The sequence below is a fragment of the Aureimonas frigidaquae genome (assembly GCF_001463905.1).
In the GTDB taxonomy this organism is placed as follows: Bacteria; Pseudomonadota; Alphaproteobacteria; order Rhizobiales; family Rhizobiaceae; genus Aureimonas; species Aureimonas frigidaquae.
In genome coordinates this window covers 118,993-138,855 of the sequence record NZ_BBWR01000011.1, presented here as the reverse complement: position 1 = coordinate 138,855, position 19,863 = coordinate 118,993, and the positions used below count along the sequence as shown (strand labels likewise).

The following is a 19,863-nucleotide window of genomic DNA, read 5'->3' as shown; positions in this document are numbered from 1 at the left end:
CCGCTTGAGAGATAGAGACTGTGCGCCCGCGCGCAACGCCCGATGCCTCGCTTTACGCTGCGCTGCAGTCTACAAGCGTGCCACCCCATCGCCTTCGGAGGAATCATGCCGGGCTTCGACGTTCTGACCATCGGCAACGCCATCGTGGATATTCTGGCCCGCACGCCGGAAGAGACTCTCGTCGAGCTCGGCATCGACAAGGGCGCCATGACGCTGGTGGACATGGACCGCGCCGTGGGCCTGTATGAGCGCATGGGGCCGGCCGTGGAGATGTCGGGCGGCAGCGCCGCCAATACGGTGGCAGGGCTGGTCTCTCTCGGCGGGCGGGGCGCCTATTTCGGCAAGGTGGCGAACGACACGCTGGGCGAGATCTTCGCCCATGACATCCGCTCGCTCGGCATTCACTTTGCGACAGTGCCGCTGGACGGCGTGCCGCCGACCGCGCGCTGCATGATCTTCGTCACACCCGACGGTGAGCGGTCCATGTCGACCTATCTGGGGGCCTGCGTGGAGTTCGGGCCGCAGGATATCGAGCCCGAGATCGTCGCCGCCGCCAAGGTTTCCTACTTCGAGGGCTATCTGTGGGATCCGCCGCTTGCCAAGCAGGCGATCCTTGAGACGGCCGACATCGCACATGCGCATGGGCGGCGCACCGCCATGACCCTGTCGGATGCCTTTTGCGTCAACCGCTACCGCGCGGAGTTCCTGGACCTCATGCGCAGCGGCAAGGTGGACATCGTCTTTGCCAACGAGGCAGAGGCCAAGGCCCTGTACGAGACGCAGGATCTTGGCTCCGCCGTGTCTCGCCTTGCGGCCGACGTGCCGGAACTGGCCGTTGTGACCTTGAGCGAGCGCGGCTGCATCGTTGCCGACAGAGCGGGGCAGGCCGCCTATCCCGCGATCCGCGTGGACGCGGTGGCGGACACGACGGGGGCGGGCGACCTCTTCGCCGCGGGCTTCCTGCGCGGCTATACCGAAGGGCTTTCGCGCGAGCACAGCGCGCGCATCGGCGCCCATGCCGCCGCCCACATCATCCGCCAGATCGGCCCGCGCGCGCAGACGCCCCTGTCCGAACTGCCGGACATTCGCGCTCTTCTCTGACCGCACCGGGCGGGGCGCGTCAGCGCCCCGGCTCCGCCAGGCCGCGATAGGCCAGTGCCTCGGCCAGATGCCCGCGGCCGATGCCGGGCGAAGCGTCCAGATCCGCCACGGTGCGGGCGACTTTCAGGACCCGGTGATAGGCGCGGGCCGACAGGCGCAGGCGCTCGGCGGCATCCGACAGGAGGCGCTGTGCATCGCCGTCCAGCCGGGCGATCTCCTCGATCTGCGACGGCGAGCAGCGGGCATTCACCCGTGTCGCCGGAAGGCCCATGGCCTCGAAGCGCGCCGATTGCAGCCGGTGCGCCGCAGCCACCCGCTTGCGGACCTGCGACGAGCCTTCGGGCGGGCGCGCCGCCAGCATCTCGCCGGCCGAGACGGCCGGAACGTCGATCCGGATGTCGATCCGGTCCAGGAAAGGGCCGGACAGGCGTGCCTGATAGTCCGACTGGCAGCGCGGCCCCCGCGCACAGACATGGCCGGGCTCACCGGCCATGCCGCAGCGGCAGGGGTTCATGGCGGCCACGAGCTGGAAGCGCGCCGGGTAGGTGACGCGGCTGTTGGCGCGGGCGATGGCGGCCTCTCCGGTTTCCAGCGGTTGCCGCAGGGAATCGATGACCGAGGGGCTGAACTCGGGCAGCTCGTCCAGGAACAGGACCCCGCAATGGGCGAGCGACACCTCCCCCGGCCGGGCGCGGGCGCCGCCGCCGATCAGCGCGGCCATCGACGCGGAATGGTGCGGCGCGCGGAAGGGGCGGTTGGCCGACAGGGCGCCGTCGGTCAGCGCGCCGGCAATCGATGCGACCATCGAGACTTCCAGGAGCTCACGCGGGCCGAGCGGCGGCAGGATCGAGGGCAGGCGCTGCGCCAGCATCGACTTGCCGGAGCCCGGTGGCCCGCGAAACAGGATATTGTGGCCGCCGGCCGCCGCCACTTCCAGCGCCCGGCGGGCGCTGTCCTGGCCCTTCACCTCCGACAGGTCGGGAAGGCCGGCAGCCGCTGCGCGGATGGCCGGCTGCGGCCGTTCCAGAAGCTGCGTCCCCCGCACGTGATTGGCCAGCTGGATCAGGCTGCGCGGGGCGATCAGCGGCATGTCGGCGCTCGCCCAGGCGGCCTCCGCGCCGCAGGCCTGCGGACAGATCAGCCCATGGCCGGCCGCATTGGCGGCGACGGCGGCCGGCAGCACGCCCTGCACGGCGACGATGCTGCCGTCCAGCGACAATTCGCCGAGCACGACATATTCGGCCAGCACCTCACGCGGGATGGCGCCGAGCGCGGCCATGAGCCCCAGTGCGATCGGCAGGTCGTAATGGCTGCCTTCCTTGGGAAGGTCAGCCGGGGCGAGATTGACCGTGATCCGCTTGGGCGGCATGGCGAGGCCGGAGGCATGGAGCGCCGACTGCACACGCTCGCGGCTCTCCGTGACGGCCTTGTCGGCCAGACCCACGATTTGCATGCCGATCTTGCCGGGCGACACCATGACCTCGACGGAGACGGGGATGGCGTCTACACCCTGAAATGCAACCGTACGTGCGCGCGATATCATCCGACCGCCTCCAAATCCTCCGGAGGACTATAGGAATACTATCTTAGGTCAAGCAGGATATCGTCGCCGAGGGGGGCGGTGCCGGCACGTTCCGTGCGGGTACACCAATGTAGCGAGCTTAAGCGATGGTCAGAAAATCGAAGATGCAGGGCGACAGGCTGGCTGCACTGCGGGTGCAGGCCCTTCAGGCGCTGGAACAGGGGCACAGCGACCTTGCCGGGTGGACCGGATCACCCGCCGAACTGGCGGAATGGCTGGAAGATCGCGCCAACACGCTGATGGCGCTGTCGGAGGAAGCCTCCGACATCGCCATGCGCGACCGTCACCACTGACGCGTCAGCGGCGCTTGGCTTCGACCGCATCCCAGAACAGGGCGGCGATGTCGGCGCCGCCGAAGCGGGCCACTTCCCGGATGCCGGTCGGGGAGGTGACGTTGATTTCCGTCAGGTGGGTGCCGATCACGTCGATGCCCACGAAGACCTGTCCACGCTCTTTAAGCATCGGGCCGATCCGGGCGCAGATTTCCCGGTCACGCTCGGTCAGCTCCGCGGGTTCGGCACGTCCGCCGACATGCATATTGGACCGCGCATCGGTTTCCGAGGGGACGCGGTTGATGGCCCCGACCGGCTCGCCGTCGATCAGGATGACGCGCTTGTCGCCCTTGCGCACGTCCGGCAGGTAGCGCTGCACGATGAAGGGCTCGCGGAACAGGAGCGCGAAGGTTTCCATGAAGGAGGACAGGTTCCGATCGTCCCGGGTCAGGTGGAACACGCCCGCGCCGCCATTGCCGTAGAGCGGCTTCATGACGATTTCGCCGAACTCGGCGCGGAAGGCGGCCACTTCCGCCGGATCCTTGGTGATCAAGGTTTCCGGCATGAGGTCGGTGAATTCGGTGACGAAGATCTTCTCCGGCAGGTTGCGGACCCAGGCCGGATCGTTGACGACCAGGGTGCGGGGATGGATCCGCTCCAGAAGATGCGTCGAGGTGATGTAGTTCATGTCGAAGGGCGGATCCTGCCGCAGAAGGACGACGTCCATCTCGGCAAGGTCGGTCCGGGTCGGCTCGCCGAGCGTGAAATGGCGGCCTTGCTCTTCCGTCAGGCGCATCTCTTCCACGCGGGCGCTGACCACGCCGCCGCGCATGGACAGGCGGTCCGGGGTATAATGGTAGAGGGAATGGCCGCGCCGCTGCGCCTCCAGGCACAGGGCGAAGGTGGAGTCCCCCTTGATGGTGATGGTGGAGACATGGTCCATCTGGACGGCGATCTTCAGGCTCATGACGCGGCTTACCTTCGGCGTTGCTCGATCTGACGTCCCGGGCTGACGTCCAGGGTTGGCGTTCCGGGCGGCGGCGTCCGGCGCGGGCCGCACATCGTCGTCGTATCCACGAAACCCTGTGGAGGCAATCGGCACTTAGCGATCGGGTTGCCACACCCCCATCCGATGCAGCGGCAGCCGGCCGGGCCGGCAGATCACGACGTCGTAGCGCACAGAACATCGGGAAAGATCCGGTCGACTTGCGAGGAACCGGTCGGCCGCCGTCTCGATGCGGCGCCATGCCTGCGCTGTCACCGCATCGAGGCCGGCCTGCTCGTTTGGCCGCGCCTTCACCTCCACCACGGCGACGACCGAGCCGCGCCGGGCGATGATATCCACCTCGCCGCCACGGCAGCGGAAGCGCCGCGCCAGGATGCGGTAGAACTTCAGTCGCAGCATCAGCGCCGTGCAGCCTTCCGCACCGAGCCCGCGCCGAAAGGCGCGCTGCCGGGAGAGGTCCGGCTGGCTCACGCGGCATCGCCCTTTAAGGCCAGGGCGCGCTGGTAGAGATCGCGCCGGGGCAGGCCGGTCAGCCGGGCGGCCTCCTGCGCGGCCTTGGCCGGCTTCATCTCGGCCATCAGGCCCGCCAGGATCGTATCGACGGAATCCGCGTCCAGCTGCGCGGGCGCTTCAGGCCCGCCGACGCACACGACGATCTCGCCCTTGATGCTGTCCATGGCGGCGAACTGGGCGGCCAGCGCATCGAGCGTTCCGCGATAGATGGTTTCGTGGAGCTTGGTCAGCTCCCGGCAGATGGCGGCGGGCCGGGGGCCGAGCGCGGATGCCATCTCGGCCAGGCTTTCGGCGATCCGGTGGGGCGCCTCGAACAGGACGAGCGTGCCGGGAATGCGGGCCAGCGCGTCCAGCCGCGCCTGCCGCGCGCCGGCCTTGGACGGCAGGAAACCGGCAAAGAAGAAAGCGTCGGTCGGCAACCCGCTCACGGCGAGCGCGGCGAGCGTCGCCGAAGGGCCGGGCAGGGGTATGACCGGCAGTCCGGCCTCCACCGCCGCGCGCACGAGGTCGAAGCCCGGATCGGACACGAGCGGGGTGCCGGCATCCGAGACGATGGCGACCGACTTGCCGGCGCGCAACAGATCCAGAATCTCGGGGCCGGCGGCACGCGCATTGTGCTCGTGATAGGCCATGGTCGGCCGGCGAATGGCGAAACGCTGCAGGAGCTTGCCGGTGACGCGCGTATCCTCGCAGGCCAGAACGTCGGCACCGGCGATGACCTGCAGCGCCCGCAGCGTGATATCGCCGAGATTGCCGATCGGTGTGGCGACAAGATAGAGGCCGGGCTCGGGCTGCGGCGCCGAAAAGCTCTGTCCGAGCAGGCTGAAGCCGGTTTCATGACGGCGTTGCGCGGCCATCGGCAGCTCCCTCTTAGGCCATTTCGCTCTTTAGGCCAGTTCGGCCAGGACGCGGTCCAGGACCAGCATGCCGGAGGGTGTGGCACGCAGGCGCTGCCCCGGCAAGGCCTCGATCAGCCCGTAGCCGGTCAGCATGGCCTCACGCTCCGGGTCGATGGCGCGCCCGGACAAGGCCTGCCAGCGGGCAAGGTCGATCCCTTCCGACAGGCGCAGCCCCATCAGCATCAGTTCCTGTGCCTGTTCGGCATCGGTGAGCGGCTGATCGGCCACCAGGCCGTGGCCCTGACGTTCCACCATGTCGAGCCAGGCTTCGGGCAGCCTTTCGCCGGCCGTGGCGTGGCGCCGTCCGTCCGGCCCCGGCAGGCGGCCATGCGCGCCGGGCCCGACGCCCGCATAGAACCCATAGCGCCAGTAGGTGAGGTTGTGGCGCGATTCGGCGCCCGGCACCGCATGGTTGGAAATCTCATAGGCCGGCAGGCCACGTGCGGCCGATACGGCCTGCGTCACGTCGTAGAGGTCGGCCGACAGTTCGCCGTCCGGCACGGGCAGGCGCCCGGCCCGGTGCAACGCATAAAAGGGCGTCCCTTCCTCGATGGTGAGCTGGTAGAGGGACAGGTGATCAGCGGCCATGTCGATCGCCGCGTTCAGCTCCGCCTCCCATTGCGCGACATCCTGGCCGGGGCGCGCATAGATGAGATCGAAGGACAGGCGCGGAAAGATATCCCGTGCGAGCGCGATGGCGCGGCGCGCCTCCGCCACATCGTGCAGCCGCCCGAGCCGGCGCAGGTCCGGATCGTTCAGGGCCTGGACCCCGAGCGACACGCGGTTGACACCAGCGGCCCGGTAGCCCCGGAAGCGTTCCGCCTCCACGCTGGAGGGGTTGGCCTCCAGCGTCACCTCGGCGGCCTCTTCCACGCTCCAGTGGCGTGCGATGGCCGACAGGATCCGATCGACCGTCGCCGGCTCCATCAGGGAGGGCGTGCCGCCGCCCAGAAAGATGGAGGTGACGCGCAAGCCCGGGGTGCGGGCCGCCATGGCCGCCAGCTCCCGCTCGAAGGCGCTGGCATAGCGCGCCTGATCGACCGGCTTGTGGCGGACATGGCTGTTGAAGTCACAATAGGGGCATTTGGCCGCGCAGAAGGGCCAATGCACGTAAATGCCGAAGCCCGGATCGCCGGGCTGCGGCGTAAAGATCCGGCCACCGGCCGGCAGGGGCTGGGCTGCGCTCATGAAATGCCGAGCATATCCCGCGCGAAGCGTTGGAAGGCGCGGGCGCGATGGGACAGGGCATCCGCCTGACCCGGGCGCCAGCCGTGCTTTTCCTCGGACGACATTTCGCCGAAGGTCCGGTCGTGCCCGTCCGGCTGGAAGAAGGGGTCGTAGCCGAAACCCAACGTGCCGCGCGGCGGCCAGACGATCTGGCCTTCGACCTCGCCGCGGAACTCCCGCGTGGTGCCGTCGGGCCAGGCCAGGCACAGGACGGCGACGAAGCGGCCACGGCGGGCTTCCGGCGTCGTCGCGCCCTTGGCCTGGAGCTTCTCTTCCACCTGGCGCATGGCCATGGTGAAATCCTTGTCCGGGCCGCCCCAGCGCGCGGAGTAGATGCCGGGCGCGCGGTCCAGCGCATCGACCTCCACGCCGCTGTCGTCGGACAAAGCGGGCAGGCCGGTCGCCAGGGCTGCCGCCAGCGCCTTGATGCGGGCGTTCTCCTCGAAGGTCGTGCCCGTCTCCTCCGGCTCGGGGAGGTTCTTGTCGGCGGCCGAGACGATGGTGAAGCCCACCGGCTCCAGGAGTTCCCGGATCTCGATGATCTTGCCCTTGTTGTGGCTTGCCACCAGAAGCGATCCGGCGGCCGGGTCCAGGCGGTGCGTCATGTCCGGATGGGTCATGCGGCGTTCAGCCCGCAAGGGCCGCCTTCTGCTTGTCGACCAGGGTGGCGATGCCAGCCTTGGCCAGGTCCATGAGGGCCTTCAGCTCGTCTTCCGAGAAGGGTTCGCCTTCGGCCGTTCCCTGGATCTCGACGATGCCGCCGCGGCCGGTCATGACGAAATTGGCGTCCGTGCCGGCCGTCGAATCCTCCAGATAGTCGAGGTCGATCACCGCCTCGCCATTGTGGAGGCCACAGGAGATGGCGGCGACATGATCCTTCAGGACGGCATCGCGCTTGACCATGCCGCGCGCTTCCATCCAGGACAGGCAGTCGGACAGGGCCACGAAGGCGCCGGTGATGGCAGCCGTGCGCGTGCCGCCATCGGCCTGCACCACATCGCAATCCACCGTGATCTGCCGCTCGCCCAGGGCTTTCAGATCCACGACGGCGCGCAGCGAGCGGCCGATCAGGCGCTGGATTTCCTGGGTGCGGCCGGACTGCTTGCCGGCAGCGGCTTCGCGGCGCATCCGCTCGCCGGTGGCGCGGGGCAGCATGCCGTATTCGGCCGTGACCCAGCCCTTGCCGGTGTTCTTCAGCCAGCCGGGCACGCGCTCTTCCAGGCTCGCCGTGCACAGGACATGCGTGTCGCCGAAGCGCACGAGGCAGGACCCCTCCGCATGGCGGTTGACGCCGCGTTCGAGCGTGACGGAGCGCAACTCGTGCGCGGCGCGTTTGGAAGGCCGCATGTCAAAACCTGCAAATCATTGGCGATACGCCCCCTGTACCAATGGCCGGGCGCATTTACAAAAACTTTCGGCCCGGCGGCGGGCAGCGGCTTGGCGATGGCGCCGCAAGGCCTTATGTTCCGGACCGGTCACGCCCATGAAATACGTCACACCGCCCAAACGTCAGGAACGGCTTGCACCCGGATTGAGCGGAATGCTCGATGACCGGTCGCGCGATATCTTCCGGCTGATCGTCGATACCTACCTTGAGAATGGTGAGCCCGTCGGGTCGCGCAACCTGTCGCGGCTTCTGGCGCAAAGCCTGTCGCCGGCCTCGGTGCGCAACGTCATGAGTGACCTGGAAGCGCTCGGCCTGATCTACGCGCCCCATGTCAGCGCCGGGCGGGTGCCGACCGAGCTCGGCCTGCGCTTCTTCGTCGATGCCTTCCTGGAGGTCGGCTCCATGCCGGCCGACGAGCGGGGCGAGATCGAGGACCGTGTCCGGTCCATCGGCGATACGCGCTCGGTGGAATCGCTGCTCACGGAAGCGAGCCAGCTTCTGTCCGGCCTGTCGCGCGGGGCGGGGCTTGTCCTGGCGGCCAAGAGCGACCTTCGCCTCAAGCATGTGGATTTCGTCCGGCTGGATCCGGGCCGCGCTCTGGCCGTGCTGGTGGGCGAGAACGGGGATGTCGAGAACCGCGTCGTCGACCTGCCACCGGGCGTGACCTCGTCGCAGCTGGTGGAAGCGGCGAACTACCTGAACGCCAATGTCGTCGGCCGCACCCTGAGCGAGGCGCGGGCCCGCATGGAAGCGCTGCGCCGCGCCACCGCGAACGAGCTGGACCGCCTGTCGCAGGAGCTGGTGGATGCGGGCCTGGCCGTCTGGTCGGGCGCCGGCGCGGGTCAGCCGAGCCGCCTCATCGTGCGCGGCCGCGCCAATCTGATCGAGGGGCTGACGGCGGCCGACGATCTGGAGCGGCTGCGCCATCTGTTCAACGACCTTGAAACGAAAAGCTCCATCATGGAGCTGCTCGACCTTGCCGAATCCGGCGATGGCGTGCGCATCTTCATCGGCAGCGAGAACAAGCTTTTCTCACTGTCCGGTTCCTCGCTCGTGATCGCGCCCTACCGCGACGGCGAGGAGCGGGTCATCGGCGCTGTGGGCGTGATCGGCCCCACGCGGCTGAACTACCGCCGTATCGTTCCCATGGTGGATTACACGGCGCGGCTCGTGTCGCGGCTGCTGCAGCCGGGTGCGACGTCCCGCAACTGATCTTGATTTTGCGATACACGCATTCGATATGCGCGGCAGGATTACGTTCCGCCCTCGGGCGGCACATTACGAGGAGAGCCACACGACATGACGAACAGCGATACCGGCCCGCGCCCCGACAAGGATCTGCACGAGACGACCGAGACCGCTGCCGCCGGCGGTGCCTCCGCACCGGTCTGGGGTGAGGATGCGGGTGCGGCGGATGCCGAGCGCGTCGCCGCGCTGGAGGCCGAGAATGCCGATCTTAAGGATCGGATGCTGCGCCTGGCCGCCGACATGGAAAATCTGCGCCGCCGCACCGAGCGTGAGATCCGCGATGCGCGCCAGTTCGCCGTCGCCGGATTTGCGCGCGATATGCTCGGCGTCGCCGACAATCTGGCGCGCGCGCTCCAGGCGCTTCCGCCCAATGCGCGCGAAGAGGGCGAGGCCGGGCTGAAGGCGCTCGTCGAGGGCGTGGAAATGACCAGCCGCGACATGCTGGGCGGGCTGGAGCGCCACGGCGTGCGCAAGCTGGAGCCGAAGGGCCAGCGCTTCGACCCCAATTTCCACCAGGCCATATTCGAGGTGCCCAACGCGGAGGTGCCCAACAATACGGTGCTGGAGGTGGTGCAGGACGGCTATGCCATCGGCGAGCGCGTGCTGCGCCCGGCCATGGTGGGCGTGTCGAAGGGTGGCCCGAAGGCGCCGGTCGATGCACCCGACGCCGCCGACATCAGCGCCAAGGACGCCTGACTTCAAGCTTTCCGCCGGTCATGAGCTTGCGCTATCCTGCCGCGCACGTCCGGCCACGGACAGCGCGTCGCGGGGGAGGGGTCCAAGTTTCATGCCGCAGCAGCTCGAGGGCACCGTCGCCATCATCACCGGTGCCGGATCCGGCATCGGCCGCCATATGTCCCTGGCCTTCGCGGCCGAGGGGGCGCGTGTCGCCGTGTGCGACATCGCAGAGGATCGTGCCCGTGAAACGGCGCAGATGATTGCGCAGGCCGGCGGCGATGCCCTGGCCATCGGCATGGACGTGACCGACGAGGCCGCCGTCAATGACGGTGTGGATCAGACGGTGGCGCGCTGGGGACGGCTGGATACGATGGTGGCCAATGCCGGCATCCAGATCGTCCACCCTGTCGAGGATTTCCCCTATGAGGAGTTCCGCAAGGTGGTGGATATCCACCTGCACGGCAGCTTCCTTCTGACCAAGGCGAGCGTGCGGCACATGTATCCGCAGAAATCCGGCTCGCTCATCTATATGGGCTCGGTCCACAGCCATGAGCCCTCACCGTTGAAGAGCGCCTATGTGGCGGCCAAGCATGCGATCCTCGGTCTGGCGCGCGTCATGGCGCGGGAGGGCGGCCCGCATGGCGTGCGCTCCAACATCATCTGCCCGGGCTTCGTGCGCACCCCCCTCGTAGAGAAGCAGATCCCGGAACAGGCGCGGGATCTCAACATCTCCGAACAGGATGTGGTCGAGAAGATCATGCTCGGCCGCACCGTCGATCACGAGTTCACGACGCTGCAGGACGTGTCCGACGTCGCGGTCTTTCTGGCCGGCTTCCGCTCCAACGCCCTGACGGGGCAATCCATCGTGCCCAGCCATGGCTGGTACATGGCCTGACGGCCAGGCTTCGGTCGAAATAGGCCTGAAGGCTGCCGCCGGCCGTGTTTGCCGACTGACGGCCGCCAAGGGCCGACCTCGCCGGTCGGCCCTTCGATTGTGGAGCACATCAACGGCGCGCCGATGATCCGGCCGCGCCGTCGCCGGGCGTCAGGCCTTGGGTTGCAGACGCGCGCCGGTGGCATCGAAGAAGCGGGCATCCTCCATCCGAAAGCCGATCTCGACATCCTCGCCCGGGCGGGGGATGGCCCTGTCGCGCATTTCGGCGATGATGGTCTCGCCACCGGCCGTCTTGCCGTAGACAAAGCTCGTGCCGCCGAGATTTTCCACCACATCCACAGCAATGCGCAGCTTTGCTTCCGGATTGGGCGTGCGGTCGAAATGTTCGGGCCGGATGCCGAGCGTGATCTCGGCGCCGGGATCGCCTGCGGCCAGCCAGGCCGGCGCCGGCAGGCGCGCGCCACCGCAGTCGAGGGTGGGTGCGCCCCCATCGGCCACCAGGCGGGCCTTGAGAAAGTTCATCTTCGGGCTGCCGATGAAGCCGGCGACGAACAGGTTCTTCGGGTTCTCGTAGAGCTCCAGGGGGGAGCCGACCTGCTCGATGCGGCCGGCGCGCAGCACGACGATCTTGTCGGCCAGCGTCATCGCCTCCGTCTGGTCGTGCGTCACGTAGATCATGGTGTTGCCGATCTCCTGGTGGAGCTTGGCGATCTCCACCCGCATCTGCACGCGCAGCTCGGCGTCGAGATTGGACAAGGGCTCGTCGAAGAGAAAGACTTTCGGATCCCGCACGATGGCCCGGCCGATGGCGACGCGCTGGCGCTGGCCGCCGGAGAGCTGCGACGGCTTGCGGTCCATCAGCGCGTCGAGCTGCAGGATACGGCCGGCGTCGTCCACCTTCTCGGCGATCTCTTTCCGGCTGCGTCCGGCGATGCGCAGGCCGAAGCTCATATTCTCGCGCACGCTCATATGCGGGTAGAGCGCGTAGTTCTGGAACACCATGGCAACGCCCCGATCGGCGGCGTCGACCTGGTTGACGCGCTGTCCGTCGATCGACAGATCACCGTCGGAAATCGTTTCCAGCCCGGCGATCATGCGCAGCAGGGTCGACTTTCCGCAGCCGGACGGCCCGACGAAGACGCAGAACTCCCCGTGACGGATATCCAGGTCGATGCCGTGGATCGTCTCGGCGTTGCCATAGGATTTGCGCAGATTGCGCAAGGTGACGTCGGCCATGCTCTATTCCTCCCCCGATGCGCTCTGCGCATTCGTTTCGTTCGTCATGGGCGGCAGCCCGCGTGCCGGGCGCAGGGCAAAGACCCGCGCGCGCGCCACGCCACCCGCCGTCAGGCGCACCGCGCTCACCGGCTCGTCGCTGTCGATGCGTTTGGTGCCGCACCAGCGCCCGTCCTGTGCGTAGACCTCGATCAGCCCGACATCGACGAAGATGCGCAACTGCGTCAGGCCGGTGACCTCTGTGGCGTAGCGCGGCACGACCCGCGCGCCCGGCGGCTCGAAGCACAGTTCGAGGCTCCTCCCGTCGCCGGTCAGTGCGATGCGGTGGCTGCCATGGGCAAAGTCGAGCTGGAACGGCGCATCCGGCTCGCACAGCGTGAGCTCGATCTCGGCCAGGCCGTCGGGCAGGGCCACGCCGCCGGCAAGGGCGGCCGGATCGTCCGCCAGGACGGCACTGCGCAACTGCGTGACGCTGTCGACGACCGGCGTCGACAGGGCATGGTCGCGCCAGACGAGGCGGCGCGGGAGCGTCATGGCGCTCGGAAAATCCCGGTCCTTGAAGACGTCGGTCCAGTTTGCTGCCCAGGCGAGGCCCATGGGCCCGTGCGCGGCGTGGACGAAACCCTGGAAGGCGTAGGAGTCGGCGATGAAGTCGAGTTCCTGCCGCGCGATCGGCGCGAAACGCGCCCCGTCGAAGCGACCGATCAGCGCGAAGGACAGGTTGCGCCGGCGCGTCGAGGGGTCCCGGTAGCCGATGAGCCCGAAGATGAGGACGTGGAGGCCTTCTCCCTCGCCGGTCAGCGGCAGCATGCAGGGGCATTCGACCGGCAGGCTCGGCGCGCAGGGTTCCTCGTGGAGGACGCCGACGAAGCGCCAGTCCGCCGCACCTTGCGGATGCGTGCTTTCATACAGGAGGACGAGGCCGCCGCGCGTGTCCGCGCCGCCGAGCAGCATCTTCCACAACCCGTCCGGCCCCCGGAAGACGTAGGGATCGCGCAGGTCCCGGCCGAAACCCTCCAGCGGCGGGGCATCGGTGATCAGCGCTTGCGCCGGCCCCACATTGAGGAGGTCCTGCGACAGGGCGCTCATCTGCCATTCCATGCGCGGCTTGCGATCGTCGTCCCGGTCGGTGAAGAACACCCGCACGCTGCCGTCCGGCTGCGGTTGTGCCGATCCGGAGAAGGCGCCGCCGACTTTCGCATCGTCTGCCAGCATGTGCGCCGGAGGGTCGAGGAAAATCGGCAGATGCACCCAGTCGACGAGATTGTGGGACACGGCATGGCCCCAATGCATCGTGTTCCAGCGCCGGCCATGCGGATAGTGCTGGTAGAAGGCGTGGGTCACGCCATCCTGTTCGAACAGGCCGTTCGGATCGTTCATCCAGCCAAAGGGCGGCTGCAGATGCAGCGCAAAGCGCCGGCCCTCATTGCCGTTGCGCTCGCTCGTGTGGAGAAGGCGGATCCCCTCGTCCATCACGCGCGCCGGCGTATAGGCATAGGCGAGCGAAAGCTCCGTCGTTTCCGGATCGAAGGACAGGCGGGCAGTGCCGTCCGCCTCCATCGTCAAGCTGTGGCGCTGGAAGTCGTCGGTGGGGCCGCCGTCGATATTGCGCGCGATGCCGCCAACCTCCAGAACGAGGCGTGACCGCGCCCCGCCCTTGGCCGGCCGAAGCCAGAGATCGATGATGTCGCCAATGCGGACGGTGGTGGCAAGATGCGGCATGAACGGCCTTTTGCTTCCTGTCGATGCGGAATGGGTGCGGTGCGTGACGGGTCAGCCTTTGACGGCGGAGCCGATCAGCGAGCTGACGAACCAGCGCTGGAAGAAGATGTAGAAGAGGAGCACCGGCGCCATCATCAGCACGGAGGACGCCATGGCATAGTTCCAGTAGATCGAGTCGCTGCCGAAATAGCTGGCGATGCCGACCGAGATCGGCCGTGCCCAATTGGACTGGGTGATCATCAGCGGCCAGAGATACTGGTTCCACGTATCGATCCCCAAGAGGATCGCAACGGTTGCGAGCGCCGGCGCGCTCATTGGCAGGAAGACCGACCAGTAGATCCGGAAGGGCGAGGCGCCATCGATCACGGCCGCGTCGTAGAGCTCGTGCGGGATCTGGATGAAGAACTGGTAGAGGAGGAAGATGTAGAGAGGGCTCGCCAGCCAGGGAAGGATCTGCGCTGTGAACGTATCGGCGAGGCCCAGCTTGATGACGATGTTGAGAAGCGGCAGGACGATCGATTCCTGCGGCACGATGTAGAGGCCGATCATCAGCGCCAGGATCAGCGCGCGGCCGGGCAGGCGGCCCCAGGCCAGGACGAAGGCCGCCGTCGAGTTGACGAGGATGCCGCCGAGGACGGTGAGGCTCAGGATCACCACGGAATTCAACAGATAGCGCCCCATGGGCAAGGGCCCGTCCAGGGTGACGATCTGCCGGTAATTGTCGAGGGTCGGTTGCGAAACCCAGAAGGCGCGGAAACTGCCCATATCGGCCAGGATCTGGAAGCGGTCGGGCTTCAGGCTGGCGACCGCCAGGAGGATCAGGGGCGAGACGATGACCAGCGCCACGATGGCGACGCAGGCGACTTTGACGATATCGGCCGCCGGCATGTTGACGATGGTCCGGGGCGACGACCGGCGCCGGGCCGGAGCGTCGGTTGCGGAGCGGCTTGGCGACGGGCTGTTCATGGCCGTTCCCTCACGACGAAGCGCTGCACGAGCGAGATGACGAGGACGATGAGGAAGAGGATGATCGAGACAGCCGAGGCAAGGCCCAGGCGCTGATCCACGAAGCCGGCCGAATACATGTATTGGACGACCGTGTTGGTGGAGCCGCGCGGGCCGCCCTGCGTCAGGATATTGACCTGCACGAAGAGCTTGAAGGCCTGGATCGTGGTGATGATGAGCACGAAGATGTTGGTCTGCCGCAGGCCCGGCCAGGTGACGTTCCAGAAGCGCTGCCAGGCATTGGCACCGTCGAGCCGCGCCGCCTCGTAGAGGGAGTCCGGAATGTTCTGCAGCCCGGCCAGATAGACGACCATCTGGAAGCCGTAGGCCTGCCAGGCCGACAGCATCACGATCGACACCATGGCCCAGCGTGGATCTCCCAGCCAGTCGATCGGTGCAACCGTGCCGAAGCTGACGATGGAGACGATCTGGTTCAGCGGGCCGGACGGATACTGGAAGAGCGTCGCCCAGATGACGCAGACCACCGTCATGGAGGTGATGGCCGGCAGGAACAGGATGCCCCGGAAGAGATTGCGCAAAGGCAGGCGCTGGTTGAGCAGGAGCGCGAAGCCGAGGGCGAGGCCGCATTGCAGCGGCAGGACCATGAGCGTGAAGCGCGCGACATTCCACAGCGCCTGCCAGAAGTCGGCGTCGGACAGAACGCGGATGAAGTTGTCCAGGCCGACAAAACGCGTCGGCACCGGGCGCGGGATCAGGCGCTGGTTGGTGAGCGCGAGTTCGAAGGACGACAGGAAGGGAAAGAGCAGGAAGGAGGCCACCAGGAGACAGGCCGGCGCCAGCATGCCGACTTCCTGAAGGCGCCGCGTCAGCCGCCGGTTCGAGCGTCTGGTGCTATGGCGCGCCGGCGGGGGCGCAGCATCGGCAAGCGTGATCTGATCGGCCATGGTTCCTCCCTTCTGTGGTTTTCCCGCCGCCGTGGCCGGCGGCGGGACGCAAGAATGTTGCGGTCAGTTGGCGCCGAACGGGGCATAACCGTCATTGTCCTCGATATCGGCGTCGATCTTCTCGGCTGCCGCCGACAGTTCCTCCTTCGGGTCCGCCCCGTCGAAAATGTCCGTCATGGCCTGCTGGAAGGCGAGGGTGATGGTCGGGTAGGCCGGGTGCGGCGGGCGCGGCACGGCGCTCTCGCTGGCCTGCGAGAAGGCGACCGCCATCGGCCCGGTTCCGGCATAGACGGGCGAGGCGGCGGCAAAGGACTTCAGCCCCGGGAAGCCCGTATGGTCGGTATAGGCTTTGCGGTAGGTGGCGTCCGACAGCATGAAGCTGAGGAAGCGGCCGGCAAGCTCCGGGTCGCTCGCGGTCTTGGAGATGCCGTAGATCCAGGTGCCGTTCGGGCTGGCGCTCTTGTCGCCGAAGCGGGGCAGCGGCATGGCGACGAGATCGTCGCCCATGGCGGCCTGCGCCTCCGCATAGACCCAGTGACCGCCCCAGGCGAGCGCGGCGGGCCGGCCTTCCGCATAGAACTGGTTGTTGCCTGCCGATTGCGGCACGACCCAGCCCTGCTTGACCCAGTTCTGCATCATGGTGGCGGCGTCCACGCAGGCCGCGCTGTCGAGGGTGCCTTCCGACGTCCACGTCGTCTGGTCGATCAACTGGCAGCCCATCGATTCCAGGATGGGCTGATAGCCATAGGTGATCCACTCGGTCTTCGAGCCATAGCCGCGGAACAGGTCGATCGGCCATTTGGCCGAAGCCGACAGGGTCTTCAACGCGCTCTCGAACTCGTCGCGCGTCCAGGCGTCGGCGACGGAGGTGGGAATGCGCAGCTTGGCGGCTTCGAGCTGCTTGCGGCTGCCGTAGAGAACCACCGTCGAGTCGGTCAGGCCGATGGCGTAGAGGCCCTTGTCCGGCGGATAGGTGCCCTGCGCGATGTTGGACGGGGTCATGTCGTCGATCAGCGCCTGATCGATGAGACCCGTCACTGGCTGCAGGTAGCCCGACCAGACGTAGTTCGCCAGGAAGGGCGCATCGAGTTCGATGATGTCCGGCAGATCGCCCGTCGACGCCATGGCGCCGAACTTCTCGTTATAGGCATCGTGCGGTGTGTTGAGCAGTTCGATCTTGATGTCGGGGTTGGCCGCTTCGAAACGCTCGGCGGCACCCTGGATCGCCTCGATTTCGTAGGCATCGCCCTGGAACATGATCTTCAGGCTGGCGGCCTCAGCCGCGCTGGCCAGGGCGGCGAGCGAGGCCGCGGCGCCCAGCATGGTCAGGTATTTCGATACAATTCGCATAGTGTCCTTCTCCCAGTCAGACATTTGCCCGCCTCAGACCGAGGCGCGTTCCACAAGGCGAAACGGAACTTCTTCCACCGTCTTGGGCAGCGCACGCCGCCCGGACAGCATCTCTGCGGCCAGCCGCCCCATGTCCCGGTGGGGCAACGCCATGGTCGTCAAAGGGGGATCGAGCCGCGCGGCGATCTCCACCTGATTGTCGAAGCTCGCCACGGCCACGTCGGCCGGGACGTCGAGCCCGGCGCGCCGGAGCACGTTGTAGGTTTCCAGCGCGACGCGGTCGTTGCCGCAGAGTATGGCGTCGGGCCGCGCCCCCGCCGCCCCGAACCAGGCGTCGATCTGCGCGCGCACCAGGCTCGGCGCGCGGTCGGAATAGGGTTCGGCCGTCGCCGGGCGCAGCCAGGCCTCGTTCGGGGAAAGCCCGGCATGCGCCAGCGCGCTGTGGAAGCCGTCTTCCCGCAATGTGCCGGCCAGCAATCCGGGCAGGTTCAGGAAGGCGATGCGCCGCCGACCGCGAGCAAGCAGATGCGCGGTGATGGCGCGCCCGGCCTCCCGCTCGGCCGGCACCAGCGCGGGCACGGCGTCGGACGCTTCGCGGCAGTTGACCATCAGCGCGATGGTCCCCTTGAGCGCAGCGGGCAGGTGCACCGTGTGATGGTACATGCTGGCATAGACGATGGTCTGCGGCATGAGCCGCTGCAACTCGGCCACCTCGGCTTCGACATCGTCGCGCCGGCGCAGATTGGAGACGATGGCGCGCAGGCCCTCCAGGCGCAGCAGATTGTCGAAGCTGCGCACGATTTCCGTCGCGAAGGGCTGCGTGATTACACCCTCCGCCACCATGCCGACGATCGGCAGAGTGCCCTGGCGCATACCCCGCGCCACCAGATTGGGCGTGTAGCCGAGCTCATCGGCCAGCGCCCGGATGCGCTGGCGCGTTTCGTCCGACATGCGGATGGAACGGTTGTGCAGGGCGCCGGACACCGTCTTGGCCGACACGCCGAGGCGTGCGGCAATATCCTGGAGGGAGACGGTGGATCGGGACATGGCACCCGTTGGGTTATCGATTACCCAGACGAGTAAATCAGCACCGAAGATCGGTCAACTCATTGAAATTCAACTATAAATTGCGCTTAAAAGGAAATCGCAACCGAAGATTTTATGCGCGGCGAAGGGGCTTTGGCAGCCTTCGCCGGCTATGGCAGCGCCGGCACGGCTGGTAGAGGCCGACGCCGCGCCTATCTGTCCCTTCCCGACCCCGGAGACAACAAGTCATGGACGTGATCGTCATCCAGCCCATCATCGCGCTGATCGCCGGCATCCTCATCCTGATCATGCCGCGGCTGCTCAACTATATCGTCGCCTTCTACCTGATCGTCGTGGGTCTGACCGGCCTTCTTGCCTGATCGGAGGCGCCGGGACACTTGTCAAATCGGCCCTTTGCATCCGATCATCCGGAATCATTCGACGGGGGCTGCGTCCTGGACACGCCCCTGCGCAGGGAGTAGCGACGGTGTCACGCAAGACGCGTATCCTCATTCTGGGCGGTGGCTCCGGTGGGCTGGAACTGGCCGCCCAATTGGCCGGCCGGCGCGACATCGACGTGACGCTGATCGACCGTGTCACCTCGCATCTCTGGAAGCCCCGGCTGCATGAATTCGCAGCCGGGACGGTGTCCTCGTCGCTGGCCGAGATCAGCTTCTACATTCTGGGCCAGCTCCGCGGCTTCCGCTTCGAACAGGGCGAGGTCGTGGGGATCGAGCATGCCATGAAGGCGGTGCGGCTCGCCCCCATGCGCGACGAGCGCGGGGCGGTGGTCACGCCCGAGCGCCTCCTGACCTATGATTACTGCGTCGTCGCGCTCGGTGGCGTCACGCCGGATTTCAACACGACGGGCGTGGCCGAACATGCCGTGCGGCTGGACGGGCAGGGGGACGCCGAAGCCTTCCGCCAGCGCTTCATCCGCCACATGATCCGGGCCCGGTCGACAGGCGTGCCGGCCGATATCGTCATCATCGGCTCCGGCGCGACGGGGACGGAGCTGGCGGCGCATCTGCGCCATTCCGAACGCGCCTTCTTCGACTGGAGCCAGAACGCCCCCGGCGACAGCCCGAAGCTGTTGAACCTCACCATCCTGGAAGCGGCGCCCGAACTCATGCCGGGGGCCGAGCCGGCGCTGCGTGACAAGCTCTTGGAGCGCCTGCGCGCGCTGGACATCAAGGTCGTGACGGATGCCAAGATCACCCGGATCGACGTGCAGGAGATCCGCACCGCGACCGGCGAATCCTGGCCGTCCGACATCACCGTCTGGGCGGCCGGGCTAATCGGCAACCCGATCCTTGCCCGGCTCGGCGCGTTCAAGCTCGATAAGAAGGGGCGTATCCTCGTCGATACGCATCTGCGCTCGACCACGGACGATGCCGTCTATGTCATGGGCGATTCGGCCGCCTGCACGCCCGAAGGCGCGGACGCACCGCTTCCGCCGACCGCGCAGGCTGCCAGCCAGCAGGCGCAATATCTGGCGCAGGCGCTGCCGCGCGTCATGGTCAACGCTCCCGTGGAGGACTTCACCTTCCGCAACAAGGGGCGGCTCGTTTCGCTGGCCGGGGCCGGCGCGGTGGGCATGATCGGGCTGCGGCGGCGCGACGACATCCTGATCCACGGCCAGTTCGCCGCCGCCGCCTATGACGCGCTGCAGCGCCAGCACCAGTGGCGTGTCCTCGGCCCGCTGCGCGGATCGGTCGCCATCCTGGCCGACCTCATCTCCCCCACGGCAGGGCCGCCGCTCAAGCTGCACGGCGGCTGAGGCGGCGCCCGGCGCGCCGGTGCGCTGGACA

The 19,863-nt window shown here is 67.5% G+C and carries 20 protein-coding genes; 7 read left to right on the top strand and 13 right to left on the bottom strand.

Going from position 1 to position 19,863, the window contains the following annotated elements; genetic code table 11:
- The first annotated feature begins 105 nt into the window (after positions 1-105).
- A complete protein-coding gene (locus AUL30_RS12245; protein WP_062228169.1) occupies positions 106-1,101 on the top strand; it encodes an adenosine kinase in 996 nt (331 codons plus the stop codon).
- A gap of 19 nt (positions 1,102-1,120) precedes the next feature.
- Here AUL30_RS12245 and AUL30_RS12240 read toward each other — a convergent pair whose 3' ends face one another.
- On the bottom strand, positions 1,121-2,644 hold the full coding sequence (locus AUL30_RS12240; protein WP_062228168.1) for a YifB family Mg chelatase-like AAA ATPase: 1,524 nt from the start codon (positions 2,642-2,644) through the stop codon (positions 1,121-1,123).
- Positions 2,645-2,769: 125 nt separating this feature from the next.
- Here AUL30_RS12240 and AUL30_RS12235 point away from each other — a divergent pair, with 125 nt between their 5' ends.
- Complete coding sequence (locus AUL30_RS12235) at positions 2,770-2,976, top strand: hypothetical protein (RefSeq protein WP_157070113.1); 207 nt, start codon at positions 2,770-2,772, stop codon at positions 2,974-2,976.
- 4 nt (positions 2,977-2,980) lie between these two features.
- Here AUL30_RS12235 and gshB read toward each other — a convergent pair whose 3' ends face one another.
- The 6 genes from gshB to rph all read right to left on the bottom strand — a co-directional run bounded on the left by gshB (position 2,981) and on the right by rph (position 7,947).
- Positions 2,981-3,922, bottom strand: coding sequence for a glutathione synthase (gene gshB, locus AUL30_RS12230; protein WP_062228166.1), 942 nt, complete (start codon positions 3,920-3,922; stop codon positions 2,981-2,983).
- A 135-nt stretch (positions 3,923-4,057) separates the two neighbouring features.
- Complete coding sequence (locus AUL30_RS12225) at positions 4,058-4,432, bottom strand: YraN family protein (RefSeq protein WP_062228165.1); 375 nt, start codon at positions 4,430-4,432, stop codon at positions 4,058-4,060.
- Positions 4,429-5,331: a 16S rRNA (cytidine(1402)-2'-O)-methyltransferase gene (gene rsmI, locus AUL30_RS12220; RefSeq protein ID WP_062228164.1), complete on the bottom strand. Its 903-nt coding sequence runs from the start codon at positions 5,329-5,331 to the stop codon at positions 4,429-4,431. The genes AUL30_RS12225 and rsmI overlap by 4 nt, the downstream gene beginning before the upstream one ends.
- Positions 5,332-5,361: 30 nt before the next feature.
- Complete coding sequence (gene hemW / locus AUL30_RS12215; RefSeq protein ID WP_062228163.1) at positions 5,362-6,561, bottom strand: radical SAM family heme chaperone HemW; 1,200 nt, start codon at positions 6,559-6,561, stop codon at positions 5,362-5,364.
- Entirely contained in the window at positions 6,558-7,205 is a 648-nt protein-coding gene (gene rdgB, locus AUL30_RS12210; RefSeq protein ID WP_062228225.1) for an RdgB/HAM1 family non-canonical purine NTP pyrophosphatase, read from the bottom strand. The genes hemW and rdgB overlap by 4 nt, the downstream gene beginning before the upstream one ends.
- Before the next feature lie 22 nt (positions 7,206-7,227).
- A complete protein-coding gene (rph, locus tag AUL30_RS12205; protein ID WP_062228162.1) occupies positions 7,228-7,947 on the bottom strand; it encodes a ribonuclease PH in 720 nt (239 codons plus the stop codon).
- 136 nt (positions 7,948-8,083) lie between these two features.
- Between rph and hrcA the strand changes: the two genes are divergently transcribed.
- The 3 genes from hrcA (at position 8,084) to AUL30_RS12190 (ending at position 10,808) form a co-directional block, all read left to right on the top strand.
- Positions 8,084-9,199: a heat-inducible transcriptional repressor HrcA gene (gene hrcA, locus AUL30_RS12200; protein WP_062228161.1), complete on the top strand. Its 1,116-nt coding sequence runs from the start codon at positions 8,084-8,086 to the stop codon at positions 9,197-9,199.
- 87 nt (positions 9,200-9,286) lie between these two features.
- Positions 9,287-9,931 carry a nucleotide exchange factor GrpE gene (gene grpE, locus AUL30_RS12195; protein WP_062228160.1) on the top strand — a complete coding sequence of 215 codons (645 nt, stop codon included), beginning with the start codon at positions 9,287-9,289 and terminating at the stop codon, positions 9,929-9,931.
- A gap of 91 nt (positions 9,932-10,022) precedes the next feature.
- Positions 10,023-10,808 carry a 3-hydroxybutyrate dehydrogenase gene (locus AUL30_RS12190; protein WP_062228159.1) on the top strand — a complete coding sequence of 262 codons (786 nt, stop codon included), beginning with the start codon at positions 10,023-10,025 and terminating at the stop codon, positions 10,806-10,808.
- 150 nt (positions 10,809-10,958) lie between these two features.
- On the opposite strand, the gene AUL30_RS12185 is transcribed toward AUL30_RS12190, so the two are convergent.
- The 6 genes from AUL30_RS12185 to AUL30_RS12160 form a co-directional block, all read right to left on the bottom strand.
- Complete coding sequence (locus tag AUL30_RS12185; RefSeq protein ID WP_062228158.1) at positions 10,959-12,044, bottom strand: ABC transporter ATP-binding protein; 1,086 nt, start codon at positions 12,042-12,044, stop codon at positions 10,959-10,961.
- A gap of 3 nt (positions 12,045-12,047) precedes the next feature.
- Entirely contained in the window at positions 12,048-13,766 is a 1,719-nt protein-coding gene (locus tag AUL30_RS12180) for a GH32 C-terminal domain-containing protein (protein ID WP_062228157.1), read from the bottom strand.
- Between the two features lie 51 nt (positions 13,767-13,817).
- Positions 13,818-14,654, bottom strand: a complete 837-nt coding sequence (locus tag AUL30_RS12175; protein WP_157070126.1) for a carbohydrate ABC transporter permease — start codon at positions 14,652-14,654, stop codon at positions 13,818-13,820.
- A 74-nt stretch (positions 14,655-14,728) separates the two neighbouring features.
- On the bottom strand, positions 14,729-15,676 hold the full coding sequence (locus tag AUL30_RS12170; RefSeq protein ID WP_157070112.1) for a carbohydrate ABC transporter permease: 948 nt from the start codon (positions 15,674-15,676) through the stop codon (positions 14,729-14,731).
- 63 nt (positions 15,677-15,739) lie between these two features.
- Positions 15,740-17,020, bottom strand: a complete 1,281-nt coding sequence (locus AUL30_RS12165; protein WP_062228223.1) for an ABC transporter substrate-binding protein — start codon at positions 17,018-17,020, stop codon at positions 15,740-15,742.
- Between the two features lie 39 nt (positions 17,021-17,059).
- The gene (locus AUL30_RS12160) at positions 17,060-18,073 is read right to left on the bottom strand and encodes a LacI family DNA-binding transcriptional regulator (protein WP_062228155.1); all 1,014 of its coding nucleotides are present in this window, start codon (positions 18,071-18,073) and stop codon (positions 17,060-17,062) included.
- 227 nt (positions 18,074-18,300) lie between these two features.
- Between AUL30_RS12160 and AUL30_RS19425 the strand changes: the two genes are divergently transcribed.
- A complete protein-coding gene (locus tag AUL30_RS19425; protein WP_083507906.1) occupies positions 18,301-18,432 on the top strand; it encodes a DUF3096 domain-containing protein in 132 nt (43 codons plus the stop codon).
- Between the two features lie 107 nt (positions 18,433-18,539).
- On the top strand, positions 18,540-19,832 hold the full coding sequence (locus tag AUL30_RS12155; RefSeq protein WP_062228154.1) for an NAD(P)/FAD-dependent oxidoreductase: 1,293 nt from the start codon (positions 18,540-18,542) through the stop codon (positions 19,830-19,832).
- Positions 19,833-19,863: the final 31 nt, after the last annotated feature.